Source organism: Pedobacter zeaxanthinifaciens, from assembly GCF_003313335.1.
GTDB classification, from domain to species: Bacteria; Bacteroidota; Bacteroidia; order Sphingobacteriales; family Sphingobacteriaceae; genus Pedobacter; species Pedobacter zeaxanthinifaciens.
Genome location: NZ_QMHP01000008.1, coordinates 16562 through 33282, shown reverse-complemented (window position 1 = coordinate 33282; position 16721 = coordinate 16562). Strand labels below are relative to the sequence as shown.

21 protein-coding genes are annotated in these 16721 nt (G+C 37.1%); 7 read left to right on the top strand and 14 right to left on the bottom strand.

Annotated features, from left to right (window positions below):
* Positions 1-99 precede the first annotated feature (99 nt).
* The 5 genes from DUT68_RS12985 to DUT68_RS12965 form a co-directional block, all read right to left on the bottom strand.
* Positions 100-606: a transposase gene (locus DUT68_RS12985; RefSeq protein WP_113638646.1), complete on the bottom strand. Its 507-nt coding sequence runs from the start codon at positions 604-606 to the stop codon at positions 100-102.
* A 245-nt stretch (positions 607-851) separates the two neighbouring features.
* Positions 852-1085 carry a putative signal transducing protein gene (locus DUT68_RS12980; RefSeq protein ID WP_113638645.1) on the bottom strand — a complete coding sequence of 78 codons (234 nt, stop codon included), beginning with the start codon at positions 1083-1085 and terminating at the stop codon, positions 852-854.
* Between the two features lie 2 nt (positions 1086-1087).
* Positions 1088-1510, bottom strand: coding sequence for a putative signal transducing protein (locus DUT68_RS12975; RefSeq protein WP_113638644.1), 423 nt, complete (start codon positions 1508-1510; stop codon positions 1088-1090).
* Between the two features lie 18 nt (positions 1511-1528).
* Positions 1529-2863, bottom strand: coding sequence for a GH1 family beta-glucosidase (locus DUT68_RS12970; protein WP_113638643.1), 1335 nt, complete (start codon positions 2861-2863; stop codon positions 1529-1531).
* A 203-nt stretch (positions 2864-3066) separates the two neighbouring features.
* Positions 3067-4875, bottom strand: a complete 1809-nt coding sequence (locus tag DUT68_RS12965; RefSeq protein ID WP_113638642.1) for a MutS-related protein — start codon at positions 4873-4875, stop codon at positions 3067-3069.
* A 45-nt stretch (positions 4876-4920) separates the two neighbouring features.
* Between DUT68_RS12965 and rlmH the strand changes: the two genes are divergently transcribed.
* Together rlmH and DUT68_RS18365 are read left to right on the top strand one after the other, a co-directional pair.
* Positions 4921-5394, top strand: coding sequence for a 23S rRNA (pseudouridine(1915)-N(3))-methyltransferase RlmH (rlmH, locus tag DUT68_RS12960; RefSeq protein ID WP_113638641.1), 474 nt, complete (start codon positions 4921-4923; stop codon positions 5392-5394).
* Between the two features lie 122 nt (positions 5395-5516).
* Complete coding sequence (locus tag DUT68_RS18365; protein ID WP_157960864.1) at positions 5517-5657, top strand: hypothetical protein; 141 nt, start codon at positions 5517-5519, stop codon at positions 5655-5657.
* Between the two features lie 55 nt (positions 5658-5712).
* Here DUT68_RS18365 and DUT68_RS12955 read toward each other — a convergent pair whose 3' ends face one another.
* On the bottom strand, positions 5713-6249 hold the full coding sequence (locus DUT68_RS12955; RefSeq protein WP_113638640.1) for a DUF5606 family protein: 537 nt from the start codon (positions 6247-6249) through the stop codon (positions 5713-5715).
* 78 nt (positions 6250-6327) lie between these two features.
* On the bottom strand, positions 6328-6786 hold the full coding sequence (locus tag DUT68_RS12950) for a peptidylprolyl isomerase (RefSeq protein WP_113638639.1): 459 nt from the start codon (positions 6784-6786) through the stop codon (positions 6328-6330).
* A 536-nt stretch (positions 6787-7322) separates the two neighbouring features.
* On the opposite strand from DUT68_RS12950, the gene DUT68_RS12945 reads away from it, so the two are divergent.
* The 5 genes from DUT68_RS12945 to DUT68_RS12925 all read left to right on the top strand — a co-directional run bounded on the left by DUT68_RS12945 (position 7323) and on the right by DUT68_RS12925 (position 10633).
* Positions 7323-8507: an asparagine synthetase B gene (locus DUT68_RS12945; protein WP_113638768.1), complete on the top strand. Its 1185-nt coding sequence runs from the start codon at positions 7323-7325 to the stop codon at positions 8505-8507.
* The gene (locus DUT68_RS12940; protein ID WP_113638638.1) at positions 8508-8900 is read left to right on the top strand and encodes a hypothetical protein; all 393 of its coding nucleotides are present in this window, start codon (positions 8508-8510) and stop codon (positions 8898-8900) included.
* Between the two features lie 185 nt (positions 8901-9085).
* Positions 9086-9772: a porin family protein gene (locus tag DUT68_RS12935; RefSeq protein WP_113638637.1), complete on the top strand. Its 687-nt coding sequence runs from the start codon at positions 9086-9088 to the stop codon at positions 9770-9772.
* Between the two features lie 92 nt (positions 9773-9864).
* Complete coding sequence (locus tag DUT68_RS12930) at positions 9865-10215, top strand: DUF4180 domain-containing protein (RefSeq protein WP_113638636.1); 351 nt, start codon at positions 9865-9867, stop codon at positions 10213-10215.
* 16 nt (positions 10216-10231) lie between these two features.
* Entirely contained in the window at positions 10232-10633 is a 402-nt protein-coding gene (locus tag DUT68_RS12925; RefSeq protein WP_113638635.1) for a hypothetical protein, read from the top strand.
* A gap of 35 nt (positions 10634-10668) precedes the next feature.
* On the opposite strand, the gene DUT68_RS12920 is transcribed toward DUT68_RS12925, so the two are convergent.
* From DUT68_RS12920 to DUT68_RS12895, 7 genes are all read right to left on the bottom strand, one after another.
* Positions 10669-12675, bottom strand: coding sequence for a putative porin (locus DUT68_RS12920; protein ID WP_113638634.1), 2007 nt, complete (start codon positions 12673-12675; stop codon positions 10669-10671).
* Positions 12675-13490 carry a purine-nucleoside phosphorylase gene (locus DUT68_RS12915; RefSeq protein ID WP_113638633.1) on the bottom strand — a complete coding sequence of 272 codons (816 nt, stop codon included), beginning with the start codon at positions 13488-13490 and terminating at the stop codon, positions 12675-12677. Before DUT68_RS12915 ends, DUT68_RS12920 begins: the two co-directional genes overlap by 1 nt.
* Entirely contained in the window at positions 13471-14514 is a 1044-nt protein-coding gene (gene lpxK, locus DUT68_RS12910; protein ID WP_113638632.1) for a tetraacyldisaccharide 4'-kinase, read from the bottom strand. Before lpxK ends, DUT68_RS12915 begins: the two co-directional genes overlap by 20 nt.
* 227 nt (positions 14515-14741) lie before the next feature.
* Positions 14742-15077 (bottom strand): MvaI/BcnI family restriction endonuclease, encoded by a 336-nt coding sequence (locus tag DUT68_RS18690; protein WP_370738889.1) that lies wholly within the window; start codon positions 15075-15077, stop codon positions 14742-14744.
* Positions 15078-15263: 186 nt separating this feature from the next.
* On the bottom strand, positions 15264-16037 hold the full coding sequence (locus DUT68_RS12900) for an HNH endonuclease (RefSeq protein ID WP_113638630.1): 774 nt from the start codon (positions 16035-16037) through the stop codon (positions 15264-15266).
* Positions 16034-16204, bottom strand: a complete 171-nt coding sequence (locus DUT68_RS18360; RefSeq protein WP_157960863.1) for a hypothetical protein — start codon at positions 16202-16204, stop codon at positions 16034-16036. Before DUT68_RS18360 ends, DUT68_RS12900 begins: the two co-directional genes overlap by 4 nt.
* The gene (locus DUT68_RS12895) at positions 16204-16626 is read right to left on the bottom strand and encodes a hypothetical protein (RefSeq protein WP_113638629.1); all 423 of its coding nucleotides are present in this window, start codon (positions 16624-16626) and stop codon (positions 16204-16206) included. The genes DUT68_RS18360 and DUT68_RS12895 overlap by 1 nt, the downstream gene beginning before the upstream one ends.
* Positions 16627-16721: the final 95 nt, after the last annotated feature.

The following is a 16721-nucleotide window of genomic DNA, read 5'->3' as shown; positions in this document are numbered from 1 at the left end:
TGGCGGGGACGCCAACAAGGGAATAGGCAGCACAGCTTAAACAACTTCAACCATCTCGCTCATGTTGGCGTCCCCGCCAACGTGCAAATTTGCATACTGCTACTCTTTATAATGAGTTACAAAATCAAACGAACTGTCAACATTCTCATAAAAAGATGCGGACGACCAAAAGTATTTTTCTGGCAAGTCGGCTAAGTTCCAATGAGGCTGTAAAGGATTATTGTGAATATATTCTAATTTCTGTTCTAAAAACGTTTCGCTCCAGCATTCTTTTACAACGCAGTCTCTTTGCCAAAATTGAAATGCTCTGTCTACAAGATCAACTTTATATTCTTGCAACTGCAACTTACCTAGTTTCTTTTTAAATTCATGTGCCGAGAAACTTAAAAAAGCACCTTGGACATTAGCCCTATCGAAACCATCTTCAATTTTCCACAGCAAGTGAATATGATTGGGCATAATTACAAAACCATAAATCCGACACCTTTTTTGCGTTACTAGCCATCTCATTGTATTTATCAACACCTGTTTAAACTCATCATTTAACAAATGTTTCCAATTTAAAATAGTGGCAGTAAGAAATTCTGGGTGATATGATTTTAGCATAAAAGTCTAAGTAGATAGACTTAAAACTAATAAATTTGATTGATTTACTGATAAACCCTAATACAAAGTAATCACTTTCTTGGACACAAACATGGAAACAACGTGTAAATAGGTGGATCGAAAGTCAATAAACTGGCAATTCAGTTATATAATACTAGCTACATGCTTTCTCATTGGCGGTGATGCCAACAAGAATTAATGCTAAAATACTGCAAATCTGAACTGCCTAATACTGCCTATCTACATCACAACCCCTCTAACGCTTCGTCTTCTGTTAAAAACTGATCAATGGCATTAACGTCTTTCTCAAAAACATGCAATTGTACCCCACTAATAGAAACATCAAATACCGGGTAAACTAATGCTGCGTTTTCACCGGTTAGAAAACAGTCAAATCCTGCATCTAACAAACGAGCCTTCACTATGTTGGCCTCCATTGGATTTTCGAAGGTTTTATAAACTACTATTTTATCTGTCATACTTAATTAAATTCGTGTCCACACTTATAACAATGATAGCAACGATTTGCTTTAAAAGGATAAACCGCCATTAATATAGCCAATATGGCCACCCACCAACTATGTTTATTTTTAGTAGCGATGCCGTAGCTTACGTTAGTTGAGCCACAATTTTCGCAAACAATTTTATTTTCTGTTCGCTCAGTTTCAATTTCTGGAACTTCCAGCTCCAGATCATCCGCAAGCAGTGTGTTAATTCGCTCAACATCTTTATCAAAAACATTCAGTTTTACGCCACCAATTGCCTGATTATAGAGCGGTTGTATGGTTGCTACATTTTCATCTGTTAAAAAACATGGAATTTCAGCATCTTCCAACCTAGCTTTTACAATATTAGCTTCAATTGGATTGTAGAAAGCGCAGTAAACAATAATTTTATCGTCCATACACCTAAATGTAGTGATTTACTTCGATAAAAATTGCTGCCACCAATATCCCGACTGTTTGATGGTACGCTGTTGGGTTTTAAAATCATTATGCACCAAACCAAATCGAGCTTGATAACCTTCAGCCCATTCAAAATTGTCCATTAATGTCCACGCTAAATAACCCGTAATGTTAATTCCTTCATTTTTTGCCTTGAGCATCGCAGATAAATACGCTTCAAAATATTCGATTCGTTCACGATCATCAATTTTACCATCGATAACTTTATCGTGAAAAGCTGCACCGTTTTCTGTTACCATAATGCTCTTCACTTGGGGATATGAAGCAAATTGCTTAATGATCCGATAAAAGCTGTCCGCATTAATTTCCCAACCCATTGCCGTATGCGGAACTTTTCTATTTTTTGCCTTCGCCTCCCAAGCCTGCAATATTGGAATAAAGGCGTTGTATCTAATGACCAAAGGAAAATAATTCTGCAAGCCGATGAAATCGAAATCAAACTTCATTCGTTCTTGATGGCGCCAAGTTGAATGGCTTATCGCAAACTTTTCCAGCACTTCCCAATCGGAAGTGGGAAAGCCCAAACCTAAAACTGGTTCAAAAAAGAAACGATTCATCAAAGCATCAGTGCGTTTTGCAGCCAACAAATCCTGCGCAGATTGTGTGTAAGGAACTACTTCAGAACAGGAAAATGCTGTACCAATTACTGCGCTCGAAACTTCCGCTCTTAAAATCTTAGCTCCATCGGCCTGGGCAATAGCGGTATGCAAAGCAGCATCAAAAAAATTATTTACTCCCGTTTGCCCAGGCGCATGTACACCCAACATGTAACCCAAAGAAGTAAAGCCAAATGGTTCATTAATCACAATCCATTGCTTTACCTTATCGCCGTACTCTTTAGCACAAAAGGTAACATATTCATTAAACCAACTGTTAATTCCAAATGCTGTCCATCCTCCCTCTTTTGACAATGCTTCCGGCAAATCCCAGTGGTACAAGGTAACCATCGGAACTAAATCCTGCATCAGGCATTCATCTATCACACGGTGATAAAAAGCAACGCCCTCTGGATTAATAGACCCGTGTCCTAATGGAAAAATCCTTGCCCACGCAATGGAAAATCGAAAAACTTTAAAGCCTAAGGTTTTTACTAAGGCAATATCCTCAAGGTAACGATGATAGAAATCACAAGCTAGCGTAGGCTGATGCCCTTTTTTGATTTTACCAGTCCTTTTTGAAAACGTATCCCAAATGCTTGGGCCTTTGCCATAATCATTGGCGGCACCTTCTATTTGAGCAGCTGCAGTTGCTACGCCCCATAAAAAGTCATTACCAAAATCACTGCTTTGCATCGCATCAAATAAAATAAAAAATCCTAATGCTGTAGTTAAATTAAAGTTAAGTTATTGTTTTAATTTAACCACCTAAGAAAACCAAAGCTCAATTAGAATAAATTATACGCAACAACGATAGACAAAGCAAAACTTAATTACTCAAAGGTGTCTAAGGTGGTAAAACCTTCGAACTTCCCGAAAACTTTCTACTTTGAACTCAACTACCCTAAGCCAATCTGTTTTAACAAAATTGCGGCATTGAATTTAGTGCATGGCCCTTGTTTAATCAAATAATCAAATTCCATTTCGTTAGCTACCAGTTGAATATCAAAATGGAAATTACGCACCGATTGAGGATGCACCTGTTCTAATTCAGAAAGTTGCAGATCATGAGTGGCAAAAAGCGTAGGAGTTTTCAAGGCGATTAACTTTTCAATAAAGGCTTTAGAACCATCGAATTTATCCTTACTGTTGGTTCCACGCAGCATTTCGTCAATAAGTACAAACGCGTTAGGCTGTTGTTCTACCTCTGCCAAAATCATTTTCAAACGGTTCAATTCGGCTTTAAATGTGGAGGTACTTTCAATCAAATTATCCTTAATTCGCATGTAAGTTAGCAAACGAAAAATTGACAAGTGCATTTGGGCAGCACAAACAGGAGCTCCTGCATAAGCCAATACCATATTAATGCCCACCGTACGCAGGAATGTACTTTTACCAGCCATATTTGAGCCGGTAATAATATCAACCGTTGGTTCCGTTTTTAAAAAGAAAGAATTATCAACTCGCTTTTGTTGCGCTATTAATGGATGACCAAGCGCTTCGGCACTGAACTGAAAATCATTACTAAATTTGGGGAAAATCCAATTTGGATGATTATAACTTAAGGTAGCAAAGGATATCAGCTCCTCAAAATAGCCTATTCTATCTAACCCCTGTGCAACCTCATTACTAGCAGTTTTGCACCAGTCGCCCAGCTTAACACTGCACCTTAAATCCCAAAGGAAGAAAAAATTTAACACCGCATACAAAAGGAAATTCAATCTGGCATCAAAGGCAATAATAATTTTCGACAATGCTTTGATTTGATGACTTACTTTATCCTTCGACTGAAATAATTGCTTAATATATTTGCTTTGCCAATCGTGCTGTTCTGTCCAAGCAATAGCATCGGCATAGTTGCTCAGCAAGGTAGAGCTTCCACTAAAACCAAAATAAACGGCATTGATTTGTTTGCTATAAAAATAAGTGAGCATGGCATTTGCAAAAGCCGCTAGGCCAAAAATACTCCATAAGCTACCTCCAAAAATTAAACCCGCTAAAAACAATAGCACCATTAAATAAGGAACAAACTGAACATAGATCCTTAAAAAAGTATTATCGGTAAATTTAACCTGGGCCAAAAGCTGATTGCTCAATTTCCCCTTAATTTCTTCAATGCGGTTCAACTCGGCTCCTCGTAAATTAGCCCTGAACAAAAAAGTAGCTTCTGCCCTATCCCTCAACTCGGCAATTGCCATTTGTCGCTCCGCAGCTAAATCTGTACTTGTTGGAGCAGCTAAATGCTTGGCTAATTCATCCAACCCTATTTTGGTGGCGCCTCTGTTAACGAGCGCATATAAAGATGACCTACCAAAAATATCCAAATCAGACGCATAGGCGTGATTTTCATCTTCGAAGTGAGTTCCATCATCGTAACCATTAGGCTGGCCATTAATCAAATTCGCTTCGTTATCAAAAACCCAAAGCAAACTTTGATGGAATTTGAGTTGCTTCTCCAACTTATTTTGCTTTTTAACCACCAAAACAAAAACAGCTATTGGCAATGCTAACATTACAGACCATAGCACGTTAGCCGCATTTCCGGTTGAGCTTACCAAACCCACAAAAAAACCAATTTCTACCAGCAATAATACAAGCCTAAATATGGATAGCTGATCAATATTTTTTTTCAATACATCGATATGTTTTTGCTGTTGCGAAACGGAATTCTCGTATTGCTTTAATCTATCTAAATCGGGATTTAACATTATATTTGAGGAATTAAGCGGTAAAGATAAAAAAACAACCATTAGATGAAGATTAGCTTGATTGCTGTTGGTAAAACGGAAGACAAATATTTGATTGAAGGAATTGAAAAATACCTGAACAGGTTAAAGCATTACATTGGTTTTAATATCAGTATCATTCCTGAATTGAAAAACACTAAAAATCTTACCGAAGCACAACAAAAAAGCAAAGAAGCTGAATTGATTTTAAAGCAGCTGAACAATAGTGATGTGCTGGTGTTATTAGATGAGAAAGGCAAAAAATACACTTCGGTTCAATTTTCGCAGTACATCAACAAGCAAATGATTGGTAGTGTACAGCATTTGGTATTTGTAATTGGTGGACCTTACGGTTTTGATGAAAGCGTATATAAAAGGGCAAATTCTAGCGTTTCTTTATCAGATATGACTTTCTCTCACCAAATGGTGCGCTTATTTTTTGTAGAGCAATTATATAGAGCATTTACCATATTAAAAAACGAACCGTATCATCATGAGTAAAAAACTGGAACACACGCACTTTGACAATTCAAATTGTTTTTGAAATGCAAAATCTGTATATCTGTTCCTAAAACTTATGGAAAACGCCAATTAAAATCATCAATTTTAAAAAAGGAGGAATTATGAAATTACCTAGCGATTATAAAAGAAACTACAGATTCAGGACAGATACCTCGAAAGAAAAAAAATATATCAACACCATTATCACCATATCAATCATCGTGGTAATTGCTTGGTATATCTACAAATATTTCATTAAATAAAAAAACACCAATCTTTGTAGATTGGTGTTTCCATTTAACCTATTTCTTTTTTTAATTAAGCACCTCTTTTAGATGGCATTGTTGCCTTCTTCGCTGGAGCAGCAGTTTTAGCAGTTGGTGCTTTAGCCGCTTTTGCTTTTGGAGCCGCTTTTGGCTTAGCTTCTACCTTTTCCTCTACTTTTGGCGCTTCTTCTTCAGCACCTGGAGCAGCTTCGGTAAACAATGGCATATCTTTTAAAAAGTTGTACCAAGTCAAAATCTTCTTCATGTCCGATGCGTATACCTTTTCCTGATCATGGTTAGGCGCAACTTCTTCGAAAAACTTCCTTAGTGCATTACCATCGGCTTTTACGTCAGGAATAGCAGTTTTTGTAGCAGCAATATTAGCCAATACATCAGTTAATTTCAGCTCTTCATCTTCTCCGTAAATGGTAATATCTTCTAGCGAAGCTAATTTAGTGTTCGTTAAATTAGCTACAATTTTAAGCTTTTGCTCGTCTAAACTTTCTAGCACATAACCCGCCTTATTTTGTCCAATAAGCTTGAATAAGCCCGGTCTGCCCGATACAGATACAATTCCTCTTAAGTTCATATATTTTTGCGTATTGAGTAATGCGTATTGCGTAATGCGACATATTCAGCTCGCTCTACGCAATACTCTATACTATAATTAATCTTCAATTACTTCTACTGTCAAAATTTTATCACCTTGACGAATATCATCCACAATATCTACATTCTCTACCACTTTACCAAAGCAAGTATGGTTACGATCTAAATGTGCCGTGTTATCTCTGCTATGGCAAATGAAAAATTGTGAACCACCAGTATTTCTTCCAGCATGTGCCATTGAAAGCACACCTCTATCGTGATATTGGTTATCGCCGTCCAATTCGCAATCAATTTTATAACCCGGACCACCAGTTCCTGGAATACCCGCTGCACCATCTTTTGAATTAGGACAACCGCCCTGAACCACGAAATTAGGAATCACACGGTGAAAAGTAACTCCATCATAAAATCCTTCTTTAGCTAATTTTTTGAAGTTAGCTACGGCTTTTGGAGCATCTTTCTCATAGAACTCCACGGTCATATCGCCTTTTACCGTTTTTATAATCGCTTTACCCATTGTCTTTTTTTGTAAAGGTGCAAATTTAAACAAATAAATGAAATGTGATAATGGTTAACAGGATGATGAAACATTATGAGCTCCTGTCATCCCGAGTTTTGATGGATTTACTATAATAACCGAAAAGTAAACAGAGCGTCTTTGCGTTCTTTGCGAAACCTTTTTCCCTCTGCGTTAAAAATTAACCGCAAAGTACACAGAGCAACGCAAGGAAGACCTTCAGATTTCAACAAAGAATATCTTAGCTCTTTGCGAAACCTTTTTTCCCTCTGCGTTAAAAATTAACCGCAAAGTACACAGAGTAGCGCAAAAAAGACCTCTAGATTTCAACAAAGAATATCTTAGCTCTTTGCGAAACCTTTTCTCTATGCGTAAGACAATAAAACAATGCATTCATACAACATTTTATTTCTCATCGTTTTTCTTTTATCTTGTAAACTTTAACTTCGTGTATGAAAGGGAAGAAACACCTCATTTTCACTTTATTGTTGCTGTCGCTTCAACTGGTTGCTAAATCGGCCTCTATCCTCATATACATGGATGAAGGCCAAAAAAACCATCTCAAAGCATACGGTATTGCTTATTGGTGCATCAAGCAGCAAGTAGAGGTTGATTGGTTGCTGAACTATCGCGGAGGAAGTTTTCTGGTGAAGCAAGTTAAATCCATTGAAGATGAACTTAAAATTAGGGGCGTTTCTTACGAAGTATTAGCCGATGCAAAAGTGAGTAACATCCTTAACGAAATTAGCGACCCAGCGGTAAACATGGAAATGGTGAAACTGGAAAAAGCGCCCAAAATAGCCGTATATTCTCCAAAAAGTAAACTACCCTGGGATGATGCCGTTACGCTGGTATTAACTTACGCCGAAATTCCTTACGATGTAATTTACGATGACGAAATCCTAAAAGATAAACTGAGCACCTACGATTGGCTGCATTTGCACCATGAGGATTTTACAGGCCAGTACGGCAGGTTTTGGGCTTCGTTTAGAAATGCCTCATGGTACCAAGACGATGTAAAATATCAGGAAGCTGCTGCTAAACGTAACGGATTTAAAAAAGTATCCGAAATGAAACTAGCTGTGGCCAAACGCATTAAAGAGTTTTGTATCGGCGGTGGCTTTTTATTTGCCATGTGCTCTGGAACCGACAGCTTCGATATTGCCCTAGCTGCAGAAGGTGTTGATATTTTGGAAAGTATGTTCGATGGTGATGGCATGGATGCCAATGCTCAATCAAAACTAGACTATCAAAAGGCAGTAGCCTTTAGCAATTTCAAACTGGATCTAAACCCTTACAACTACGAATTTTCCGATATCGACGTTACGCAAACTCGTACCAATTTTAACGAAAGCAACGACTACTTTACTTTATTTGATTTTTCTGCAAAATGGGATTTAGTACCCACCATGCTTACTCAAAACCACGAAAAAGTAATTAAAGGCTTCATGGGGCAAACTACCGCATTTCGTAAAAGTTTAGTTAAACCAAGTATTACGGTGCTGGGCGAGAATAAAGCAGGTGCCGAAGTGCGTTACCTGCATGGTGAAATTGGAAAAGGTCAATTTAGCTTTTACGGCGGCCATGACCCTGAGGATTACCAACACCAGGTAAATGACCCACCTACGGATTTGAGTTTACATCCTACTTCGCCTGGTTACCGACTGATTTTAAACAATGTTTTGTTCCCAGCCGCCAAGAAAAAACCTCAAAAAACTTAAATGACTTTTTTAAAGTTAATCGGCGAAATAATAGGTGCTTCACCTTCGTACGGACAAAAGATAAAAGCGCCTAAATTTTTAATGGCTTTTTTTAATTTTCTAACTGCAGTTGCTGCAATTTGGCTGGCACTTGAAGTAAAACCAATTGCGCTTAAAGCATCTCCTATTTTATTTACGGTAACTTTTGGCTCGGTAGGTGTTGCCATTGCGTTTTTGACCATGTATTTAATGTGGCGATTGAAATGGTTCTATTTTTTCACCGCACCTAGCGCTTTCACTATCATCATCCCAATAGTACTGCTCACCATTTGCTGTGCAAGTAGCCTAAGCAATTGCCGAAAAAATTTGCATTTTAAATCTGTAACTACAGAAAATCACCGTAGCGACAATTAAAACTGTATGTTTTTGTAAACACACCGTTACAATTAAAAAACTGCTAAAAAGAACTCTAAATTAAAAAATAATAAACTGATAATCAGTAAAATAATTAGACCTATACCTTAATTGAAGATTGGCTATGGCATAGCTTTTGGTTCTAGCTGTGTGTTGAAAATGGTTTCAACGCAAATTAGAAAATCATGAAAAAGATCATATTATTAGGAAGCGCTCTATTAATGTCAACCTCAGTTTTATTTGCCCAATCTACCATGTCTGGCAACGATGCTCGTATAGGAATTAAAGCGGGAGTTAACCTTAGTACATTGCGTTTTAACAACTTCAACGAAGCAAGCAGCCTTAATGATGCTACAAAACAAAATGTAGGTTATAATTTCACTGTTTTCGGCGATTTTGGTGTAGGCAACAATTTCTTTATCCAGCCTGGTTTATCGCTACAAAACAAAGGAACTAAACTACAAGGTAATTTTGCAGGTATAACTGGCGAACAAACCTACAATATTATGGCCATTGAAGTACCAGTAAATGCAGTACTCAGAATACCTACGGGCCAGTCGGGTGCTTTCCAATTAAGTGCAGGACCATACATTGGCTTTAACGTAGATGGAAAAAGCAAAACCACCATCAGTAATGGAGCTAATAGCGGTACAACCGAAGAAAATCTAAAATTTGGTAGCAAAGCCGATGACGATTTCTCAAGTACTGATTTTGGTGCAAACTTTGGCGTAGGTTACCGTTTAAATAATGGTTTTATGCTAGGCGCTAATTATGGTTTAGGGTTAACCAATATGTTCCCTAAAAACTCAAGAAGCGACGATGGCAAAGCTAACAACAGAGTTTGGGGATTTAGCTTAGGCTATTCGTTCTAAGGTCTATTATAAACTACTCATCGTATGGCCAGTTCCTTTTGGAGCTGGCTTTTTTTATGCGCTTGTTAAAAAAACAAAGCTAAATTTGAAAAATGGAAATTATAACCTTAGCCAATGATATTGGACAACTAGTTTCAAAAGGTGTTGTTATTGCTAACGCTGAAGATGGCGCAGATTTAGTTGGAAACACTTATTTTCAAGGGCTAACTAAACTCATCATCAGTGAAGAGCAGCTTACACCAAGTTTTTTCGACTTAAGCACTAAACTTGCGGGAGAAATATTGCAAAAATTCTCTAACTACCGTATTAGGTTGGCCATTGTGGGCGATTTTGAGAAGTTTAAAAGCAATAGCTTAAAAGACTTTATTTTCGAAAGCAATAAAGTTGGCCAAATTAATTTCGTAAATTCAACTACCGAAGCCATTAATGCTTTGAACCAATAAACCAAATTTAACCTTTATGAAACCTATTTTGAGAAACATTTTAGCCATTATTGCGGGGCTTTTTATTGGAAGCGTTGTAAATATGGGCATTATCTTAATCAGTGGTAATTTTATAACTCCACCAGCTGGTGTTGACATGACTACCGAAGAAGGCTTAAAAGTAGGCATGCATCTATTGGAACCCAAACATTTTATCTTTCCCTTTTTGGCACATGCAATAGGTACTTTTGTAGGAGCCTACATTGCCGCCCGCATTTCTACTAAAAAGGTACTTTTCGCCATGATAATTGGCGCTATCTTTTTAAGCGGCGGTATTTACATGGTTGCTATTTTACCTTCGCCAATTTGGTTTACACTGGTTGATTTACTTGGAGCATACCTTCCTGTTGCATATTTCGCTGGAAAAATAGCAGAATAAATCATGTAAAAATGTCTTTTGAATGAAGGCTTAATCTAGTCGTAAAAGTTCCAAGTAAGCCCTAACGTTAACAAGCGGTCTGGCATTGGGTAACGATTAACAGTATAATAGCCTTTGCTAAACAAACCTTGGTTAACGTATTGGTATTTCGCAAAAATATTTGCCCTGCGTAAGCCCGCTTTTATCCAAACATCAGCAACTGGTTTCGAGCCAAAAGTAATGTCATCTCCATTGTAAAACTGACTTGCTGCCGGCGAATACGACTTGGCTAAATAGGTATCATTGTAAAATACATCAAAACCTATTTGCGTTTTTAGTGTCTTGAAAAAAGTTTGATCTTTATATACACTAGCGAAAACATAAATTTCAGGTGTGCGCAAAATATTTTTAGCATCAGTTTTTTGATAAACACCATACGCACTTGCGTGAAAACTACCTTTATCTAACTGCTTACCCACCTTAATTTGCAACAAACTTATTTCGCTGCTGTATTGCACTGGCGTAATGGCATTAGTTACATTAGGAGCTGTGGCAAAGTATAAATAATTACTAATGAGGTAATAGGAAGCACTTGCATCTAACTTCAAAAATTGATTAAGGTAGGCGAAAGTGAAGTTGGTGGTTTTTGTCCTGGACAGGTCGCTGCGCTTATCCCAATCATAGTGGTTGCCATAATAACGGTTAAATATCTCTTCAGGCGACTTGTTTTGCGTGTAAGCGCTCATCACAATTTTACCTGTTTTATCGCTCAGCATGAAGTTACTATTGGCCTCGTACAAATAATCGCCAGCATTTAGCCCCTGAAAAATTTGTTGTACGTTTAGGTTAACATTTACCTTGTTACTAAACCTATAACCTAATGCTCCTAATAGTGTTGTATTTTGAGCAGAAAAGCTACGATTATAATAAACGCTCCTATCTTCTTGTAAAATTTGTTGCTTGAAATTATAAAAATCATGCCTTACGCCAGCGTCAACCTTTAATTCATTTTTAATGAAGGAGCTTTGCTTAGCTCTTAAAAAGAAGCTGTAAATGAACTCATTTTGTACATGCTTAACGTTAGTGGTATCATTGGTAAAAGTTAAACTTGCTTTAGGCACCGGAAGTACGTTGTAAACATCTTCCTCATTTTTCTTGAAACTGTAAGAGCTGTTATCGTAAACAAAAGTATGAGTGACTTTATTGGTAGGAAGTATGTTTTGCGTAGTGCTATTCAGCGTGCTATCAATGCGTCCAACAAAATAACTTTGCCTAATCATAATGGAGTTATCACGATATAATTGCCTTGCTGTAGTGAAACGAGTAGGCTCAGCCTCCTTAGTTACCAAATTATCTCCCTGAAGGGTAAAAATGACATCATCTTTTAATATAGAACCATTTTCCTCAGCCTTAAGTGTATTAAAAACGGCATCAACCCAAATGTTGTAACGCTTATTTTTAGTTTGATACCAGGTAAATAATGTCCCATTCAAATCATCGCCTCGCTGATGCTGATAAAAACCATTGGCACCAATACGATTAAAATTAGCACCAAAGTTCCAGTTTGGTTTAATATTTTGAGAGTGGATGATTTTTAATAACTGCACATTATCACCAGCACTAATGTACGATAGGCTGGTAAATGGTGATCTTGCCCTGTAAAACTTGGTATCATCGTGGGTAAACCTGTAATAATCAAGGGAGTGAAATCCAGCATCAAAACCAATTGTTTTAACAGGTGTAAAAAGTAGCGGTGCAGCGGCCAAACCCACCAAACCAGTACCAACCGTTGGATTACGTGGTTGAGCAATAGGGCTAAAATTTTGTATCCCAGTTAAAGTAGTATCAATAGGTAAAGTTTGTATGCTATCCTTTGTTAGTTTACGCGTAGTGTAACGTACATATTTGGATGTAAAAACTACCGAGTCGCGACCCTGTTCTTCCTTTTTACGTAGAGAATCCAACTCTTTATTGCCCGCAATAGAAGTTTTTAAATCTTGTCCGAATGCGTTAGCAGCGGACAAAACATAGCAACAAAGCAGGGCAAGTAATATTTTATACATTATAGTGATGAGATAAGCTGACTTAAAATTTGTGTCATTTTAGGTTCTGCCTTCGAAGCAGTTTCAATAATTTCTTCCAAACTCACTGGCTTCAAGTCATCTGGAAAACCTTCGTCTGTTAGCACAGAGATTGCAAAAACAGGCATGCCCATGTGATTAGCAACAATCACTTCGGGAACGGTGCTCATACCTACGGCGTCACCACCTATAATTCGCAGGTATTTGTACTCGGCTTTAGTTTCTAAGTTTGGCCCAGTTACTGATACGTAAACACCCTGATGACAGGTAATTTGCTGCTCTTTAGCAATTTGCAAGCCTTTTGCGGTTAACTCCTTGTGATAAGGCTGGCTCATATCTGGAAAACGGGGGCCAAAATCTTCATTGTTTAAACCCCTTAACGGACTTTCAGGCTGTAGGTTGATATGATCGGTAATGATCATCAAATCTCCTTTCTTAAATTCCGGATTTAAAGATCCCGCAGCATTTGACACGAAAAGGTACTGAATACCAAGCAACTTCATCACCCTAATTGGAAAAGTAATTTGCTGCATACTGTAGCCTTCGTAGTAGTGAAAACGACCTTGCATTGCAACCACCTTTTTTCCCTTCAGCGTACCAAAAATTAACTTTCCTGAATGAAACTCTAAGGTAGAAATTGGAAAATTGGGAATACTCGAGTACATGATATTGTGAGCTATTTCAATCTCATTCACTAGCCCGCCCAAACCAGTACCTAAAACTATCCCCACTTCAGGGTTAAAATCACCTATTTTATTTTTGATGTACTTTATCGATTCATTTAGCGCTTGCAACATAATCTAATATTTTTTGGTCAAACTTTGCCCGCTCAGCAGCGTTAATTTCAATGTTGATAGGCAAATAATATACTGGCAAATTTAACAGTAAATCTTTTAATTTAGCATCTAATAACCGCTGTCCATCTTTTTCGGTGGTTACAATTATTTTTTCGCCTGCCGGATGCTCTTCAAACGCTTTAACCAGCGCTTTTATTTCCTGTTCCGTAAAACGATGATGATCTGAGTATTCGAAGTGATGCAATATAACTTCCTTTGTAGCGAGATACTGGCGTAAGGGTAATGGGTTAGCAATGCCCGTAATTAAAAACACTACCTGATTTTTTTGAAGCGCCAATTGCTCTTGGCTGTAAAGTGACTGCAAATTTTGATAACCGATATGCGAAAAAGCTAAATTTTGGTTTGCTGTTAGTTTCAGTTTTTTTAAAAAGCCCTGCCGCAGGTATTGCTCAACCACAGGAGGTGATTTGGTAATGATTACTGTTTGAGCTCTTTTTATCCCCGAAAAAGTTTCGCGTAAATTTCCAGCAGGCAGCAACATTTGCCAACCGCGGAGTTTGTCAAATTCGAACAGTAAAATATTAAAGCCAGCTTTTACTTTACGGTGCTGATAGGCATCATCCAGTAAAATTACCTCATGCGCATCTTTAAGTTGATTGATACCAGTAACTCTATCTTCGCAAACTGCTACCGTAACGTTTTTGAACTTTCGATAATACTGCAAAGGTTCATCGCCTATGGTTTGGGCACTGGCATGCTCATCAGCCAAAATAAAACCTTTAGTAACCCTTCCATAACCCCTACTTAAAATGGCCACTTTATAATTTTGCAGCAACCTTACCAAATATTCGGTAGTTGGCGTTTTCCCCGATCCTCCTACTGCCAAGTTACCAATGCAAATAACGGGCATATCGAAGCTTGTTGATTTAAAAATTCCCCAATCGTAAAGTTGATTGCGTACAAAAATCACCAAGGCATATACCAAGTTTAAGGGCAGTAAAAGAAGGCGAAGGTATTTTAGCATCAGTTTTCAAAAATAGCTATAATATTCATCAATAGTTGCTAGCCCACTTCGATTTTGGCTACGCAAAGTTAACTGCTGCAACGGCATTGCAGAAAACGGTTTGAGTATGGAGGATTTAGTACAAAAGTTCAATAGAATTGCTACTGTTAAACATTTTACAAATGCTAAATCGAATTATTTAACTGCCGACATCTTGTTATCGGCTCTACGTTTATTAGTTGATTCTTTTATAATCCCCTTATATCCAAAACCTCGTTTACTTTGTATAAGCTCGGTAAATTCTGAGATTTAATCCTAAATTGACTCCGTTTCTTAATTTTTGGCTTTATTGAAGCATTTTCCATTTTAATTCCCGGATCATAATAAATATTGCCTGCAGCCATTTGTACTAAAAATAATTGAAAGTCTGTCCCTGTTTCTAAAATTACGTTGTTTCCGTATCTGTATTGTCTTTCGTTTACTGTTTGAGAAATCGAGGGAACATAGCAGGCTTGATTGTGTTTTCTATTCCAGTGTAAAAGCATAGACGCAAAGCTCCAAGAGGCAGTTTCATTTACATTAATGTTTTAAGAAAACTGATAACATTAAGAATTTCAAATCTACCACCGAAATAACTTTTTGAATTATCATTTGTCAAAAGTTTTTAATGTAAATTTTTGGGCATTACCCTAAAGACCAGGCTATCCCCTACAAGTACTCGCTACATTGCACTTCTCTGTGGATTTTTCGCTTTTATCCCTAACGCAAAATCAGTGCATAAAACGAAATTCGTTATGATATTTAAGGAATTCAATATCGGGAAGAAATCTCGATGGCAAAATAATATCTTGATTATCTAATTTTAAAAAAAAATCTTCGATAGATTTTGATTTCTTTTGCTTGAATAAAGTAGGGGAAATTTTGATTTTAAAATCGGTTGTTATCGTCATCAAACCAGTTTCAAAAGCCCTATCGTGAAGTGCGTTAATTGCAATTCCATTTTGAGGATTTAACCTATTTTTCTCATCAACGCTCCAAGGCTTTATATGACCCGCTATCAGAAATTCTGGTTGTTGAATTCCAGTTATACAACAAGTATTATTATATGATGCTAAAATTGACCTTCTAAAGAAAGATTGATTTACCCTAACCCTCACGACTTGTTCTCTCATTTTTCCCTCTGTTGGCAATTCAAACTCCGGAATATGATTGAGTCGCTCAACTGATGTATTTTCAAAATTGGCTAGTAATTTTTCGCTTTCAAAAGGCAAAATATCCCAATTATTAAAAAATTCGTTCCAGATTTCAGCATCTAATTTACTTGAGTTTGATGCCCCTTTAATTCCTCTTGCTTTTAGGTTTGGGTCAAGACTTGCAAAATTAACAAGTTTGTATGCAATAGCGCTTGGAGTTCTTCCAATAAGATTTGCTAGATGAATTACTTCTGGATTTAGGCGATGCAACCTACCAAAAGGCAATTTACAGTACAGATTTACTGCTAACATTAATTCTTCTCTTGTCCATAATTTTTGTCCTTTTTTCATATACCATCTTCACTATCAAATTCTAAAATGAATTGAAAATTACATTCTTCTGAAAGACATTTATGTTCTTGAGAACTATCAAAATCATCAATAATTTCTGTTCTATTTCCACATTTTGGACAAGCAGTTGGCTGCTCTGAACTTAAAAATATTTCCAAATCTTCCATTATACCACCTGCTTTAACGCGTTAGGGATTGTAGTGGAAATCCTTTTGTGAGGAACGAGCAAAAGATTGGAACGTAAAGCCCGACCCTTTAGGATAACGCCCAAATTATTTTTCTTTGAAACTCCAGCAATCGAAAATGGCTGGAAAAGTATTAAGTCTATAAATTTAAACTTCGGTGTCGTCGGTGGTGGAAATGGGACGTCCCATTTAATCGGCAGATAATATTGAAAGTCTGGCTCTTCGACAATACTCAATTTATCATGTAAGTCAGTTAAATAAGTTTTTGCAGTCGGTTTATAATATTCAGAAACGCCATTTTTATGGTTTTGAAAAAAGTGAGTCAAATATGCCAAGTCGTTATTTTCCGTCTTGCTAATCTCCAATTTTAATTTATTTTTTATGTCCGAATACTTTTTGCTCATTGGTTGCAAGTTCGTGATTTTTTTTCAATTGAGTTTGAATGTCATGTTGAAAGTTTTAACAAAGTTATGTTTCATTCTTTTGTTATTTGATATTT

What these genes read in the sequence shown, in the direction of transcription:
- DUT68_RS12980 (WP_113638645.1), bottom strand. Translation starts at nt 1,085, where the DNA reads ATGACAGATAAAATAGTAGTTTATAAAACCTTCGAAAATCCAATGGAG.
- DUT68_RS12920 (WP_113638634.1), bottom strand. Translation starts at nt 12,675, where the DNA reads ATGTATAAAATATTACTTGCCCTGCTTTGTTGCTATGTTTTGTCCGCT.
- DUT68_RS12925 (WP_113638635.1), top strand. Translation starts at nt 10,232, where the DNA reads ATGAAACCTATTTTGAGAAACATTTTAGCCATTATTGCGGGGCTTTTT.
- DUT68_RS18365 (WP_157960864.1), top strand. Translation starts at nt 5,517, where the DNA reads ATGAAATTACCTAGCGATTATAAAAGAAACTACAGATTCAGGACAGAT.
- DUT68_RS12935 (WP_113638637.1), top strand. Translation starts at nt 9,086, where the DNA reads ATGAAAAAGATCATATTATTAGGAAGCGCTCTATTAATGTCAACCTCA.
- DUT68_RS12955 (WP_113638640.1), bottom strand. Translation starts at nt 6,249, where the DNA reads ATGAACTTAAGAGGAATTGTATCTGTATCGGGCAGACCGGGCTTATTC.
- DUT68_RS12970 (WP_113638643.1), bottom strand. Translation starts at nt 2,863, where the DNA reads ATGCAAAGCAGTGATTTTGGTAATGACTTTTTATGGGGCGTAGCAACT.
- DUT68_RS12985 (WP_113638646.1), bottom strand. Translation starts at nt 606, where the DNA reads ATGCTAAAATCATATCACCCAGAATTTCTTACTGCCACTATTTTAAAT.
- lpxK (WP_113638632.1), bottom strand. Translation starts at nt 14,514, where the DNA reads ATGCTAAAATACCTTCGCCTTCTTTTACTGCCCTTAAACTTGGTATAT.
- DUT68_RS12930 (WP_113638636.1), top strand. Translation starts at nt 9,865, where the DNA reads ATGGAAATTATAACCTTAGCCAATGATATTGGACAACTAGTTTCAAAA.
- DUT68_RS12915 (WP_113638633.1), bottom strand. Translation starts at nt 13,490, where the DNA reads ATGTTGCAAGCGCTAAATGAATCGATAAAGTACATCAAAAATAAAATA.
- DUT68_RS12945 (WP_113638768.1), top strand. Translation starts at nt 7,323, where the DNA reads ATGGATGAAGGCCAAAAAAACCATCTCAAAGCATACGGTATTGCTTAT.
- DUT68_RS12975 (WP_113638644.1), bottom strand. Translation starts at nt 1,510, where the DNA reads ATGGACGATAAAATTATTGTTTACTGCGCTTTCTACAATCCAATTGAA.
- DUT68_RS12940 (WP_113638638.1), top strand. Translation starts at nt 8,508, where the DNA reads ATGACTTTTTTAAAGTTAATCGGCGAAATAATAGGTGCTTCACCTTCG.
- DUT68_RS12895 (WP_113638629.1), bottom strand. Translation starts at nt 16,626, where the DNA reads ATGAGCAAAAAGTATTCGGACATAAAAAATAAATTAAAATTGGAGATT.
- DUT68_RS12965 (WP_113638642.1), bottom strand. Translation starts at nt 4,875, where the DNA reads ATGTTAAATCCCGATTTAGATAGATTAAAGCAATACGAGAATTCCGTT.
- DUT68_RS12900 (WP_113638630.1), bottom strand. Translation starts at nt 16,037, where the DNA reads ATGAAAAAAGGACAAAAATTATGGACAAGAGAAGAATTAATGTTAGCA.
- rlmH (WP_113638641.1), top strand. Translation starts at nt 4,921, where the DNA reads ATGAAGATTAGCTTGATTGCTGTTGGTAAAACGGAAGACAAATATTTG.
- DUT68_RS12950 (WP_113638639.1), bottom strand. Translation starts at nt 6,786, where the DNA reads ATGGGTAAAGCGATTATAAAAACGGTAAAAGGCGATATGACCGTGGAG.
- DUT68_RS18360 (WP_157960863.1), bottom strand. Translation starts at nt 16,204, where the DNA reads ATGGAAGATTTGGAAATATTTTTAAGTTCAGAGCAGCCAACTGCTTGT.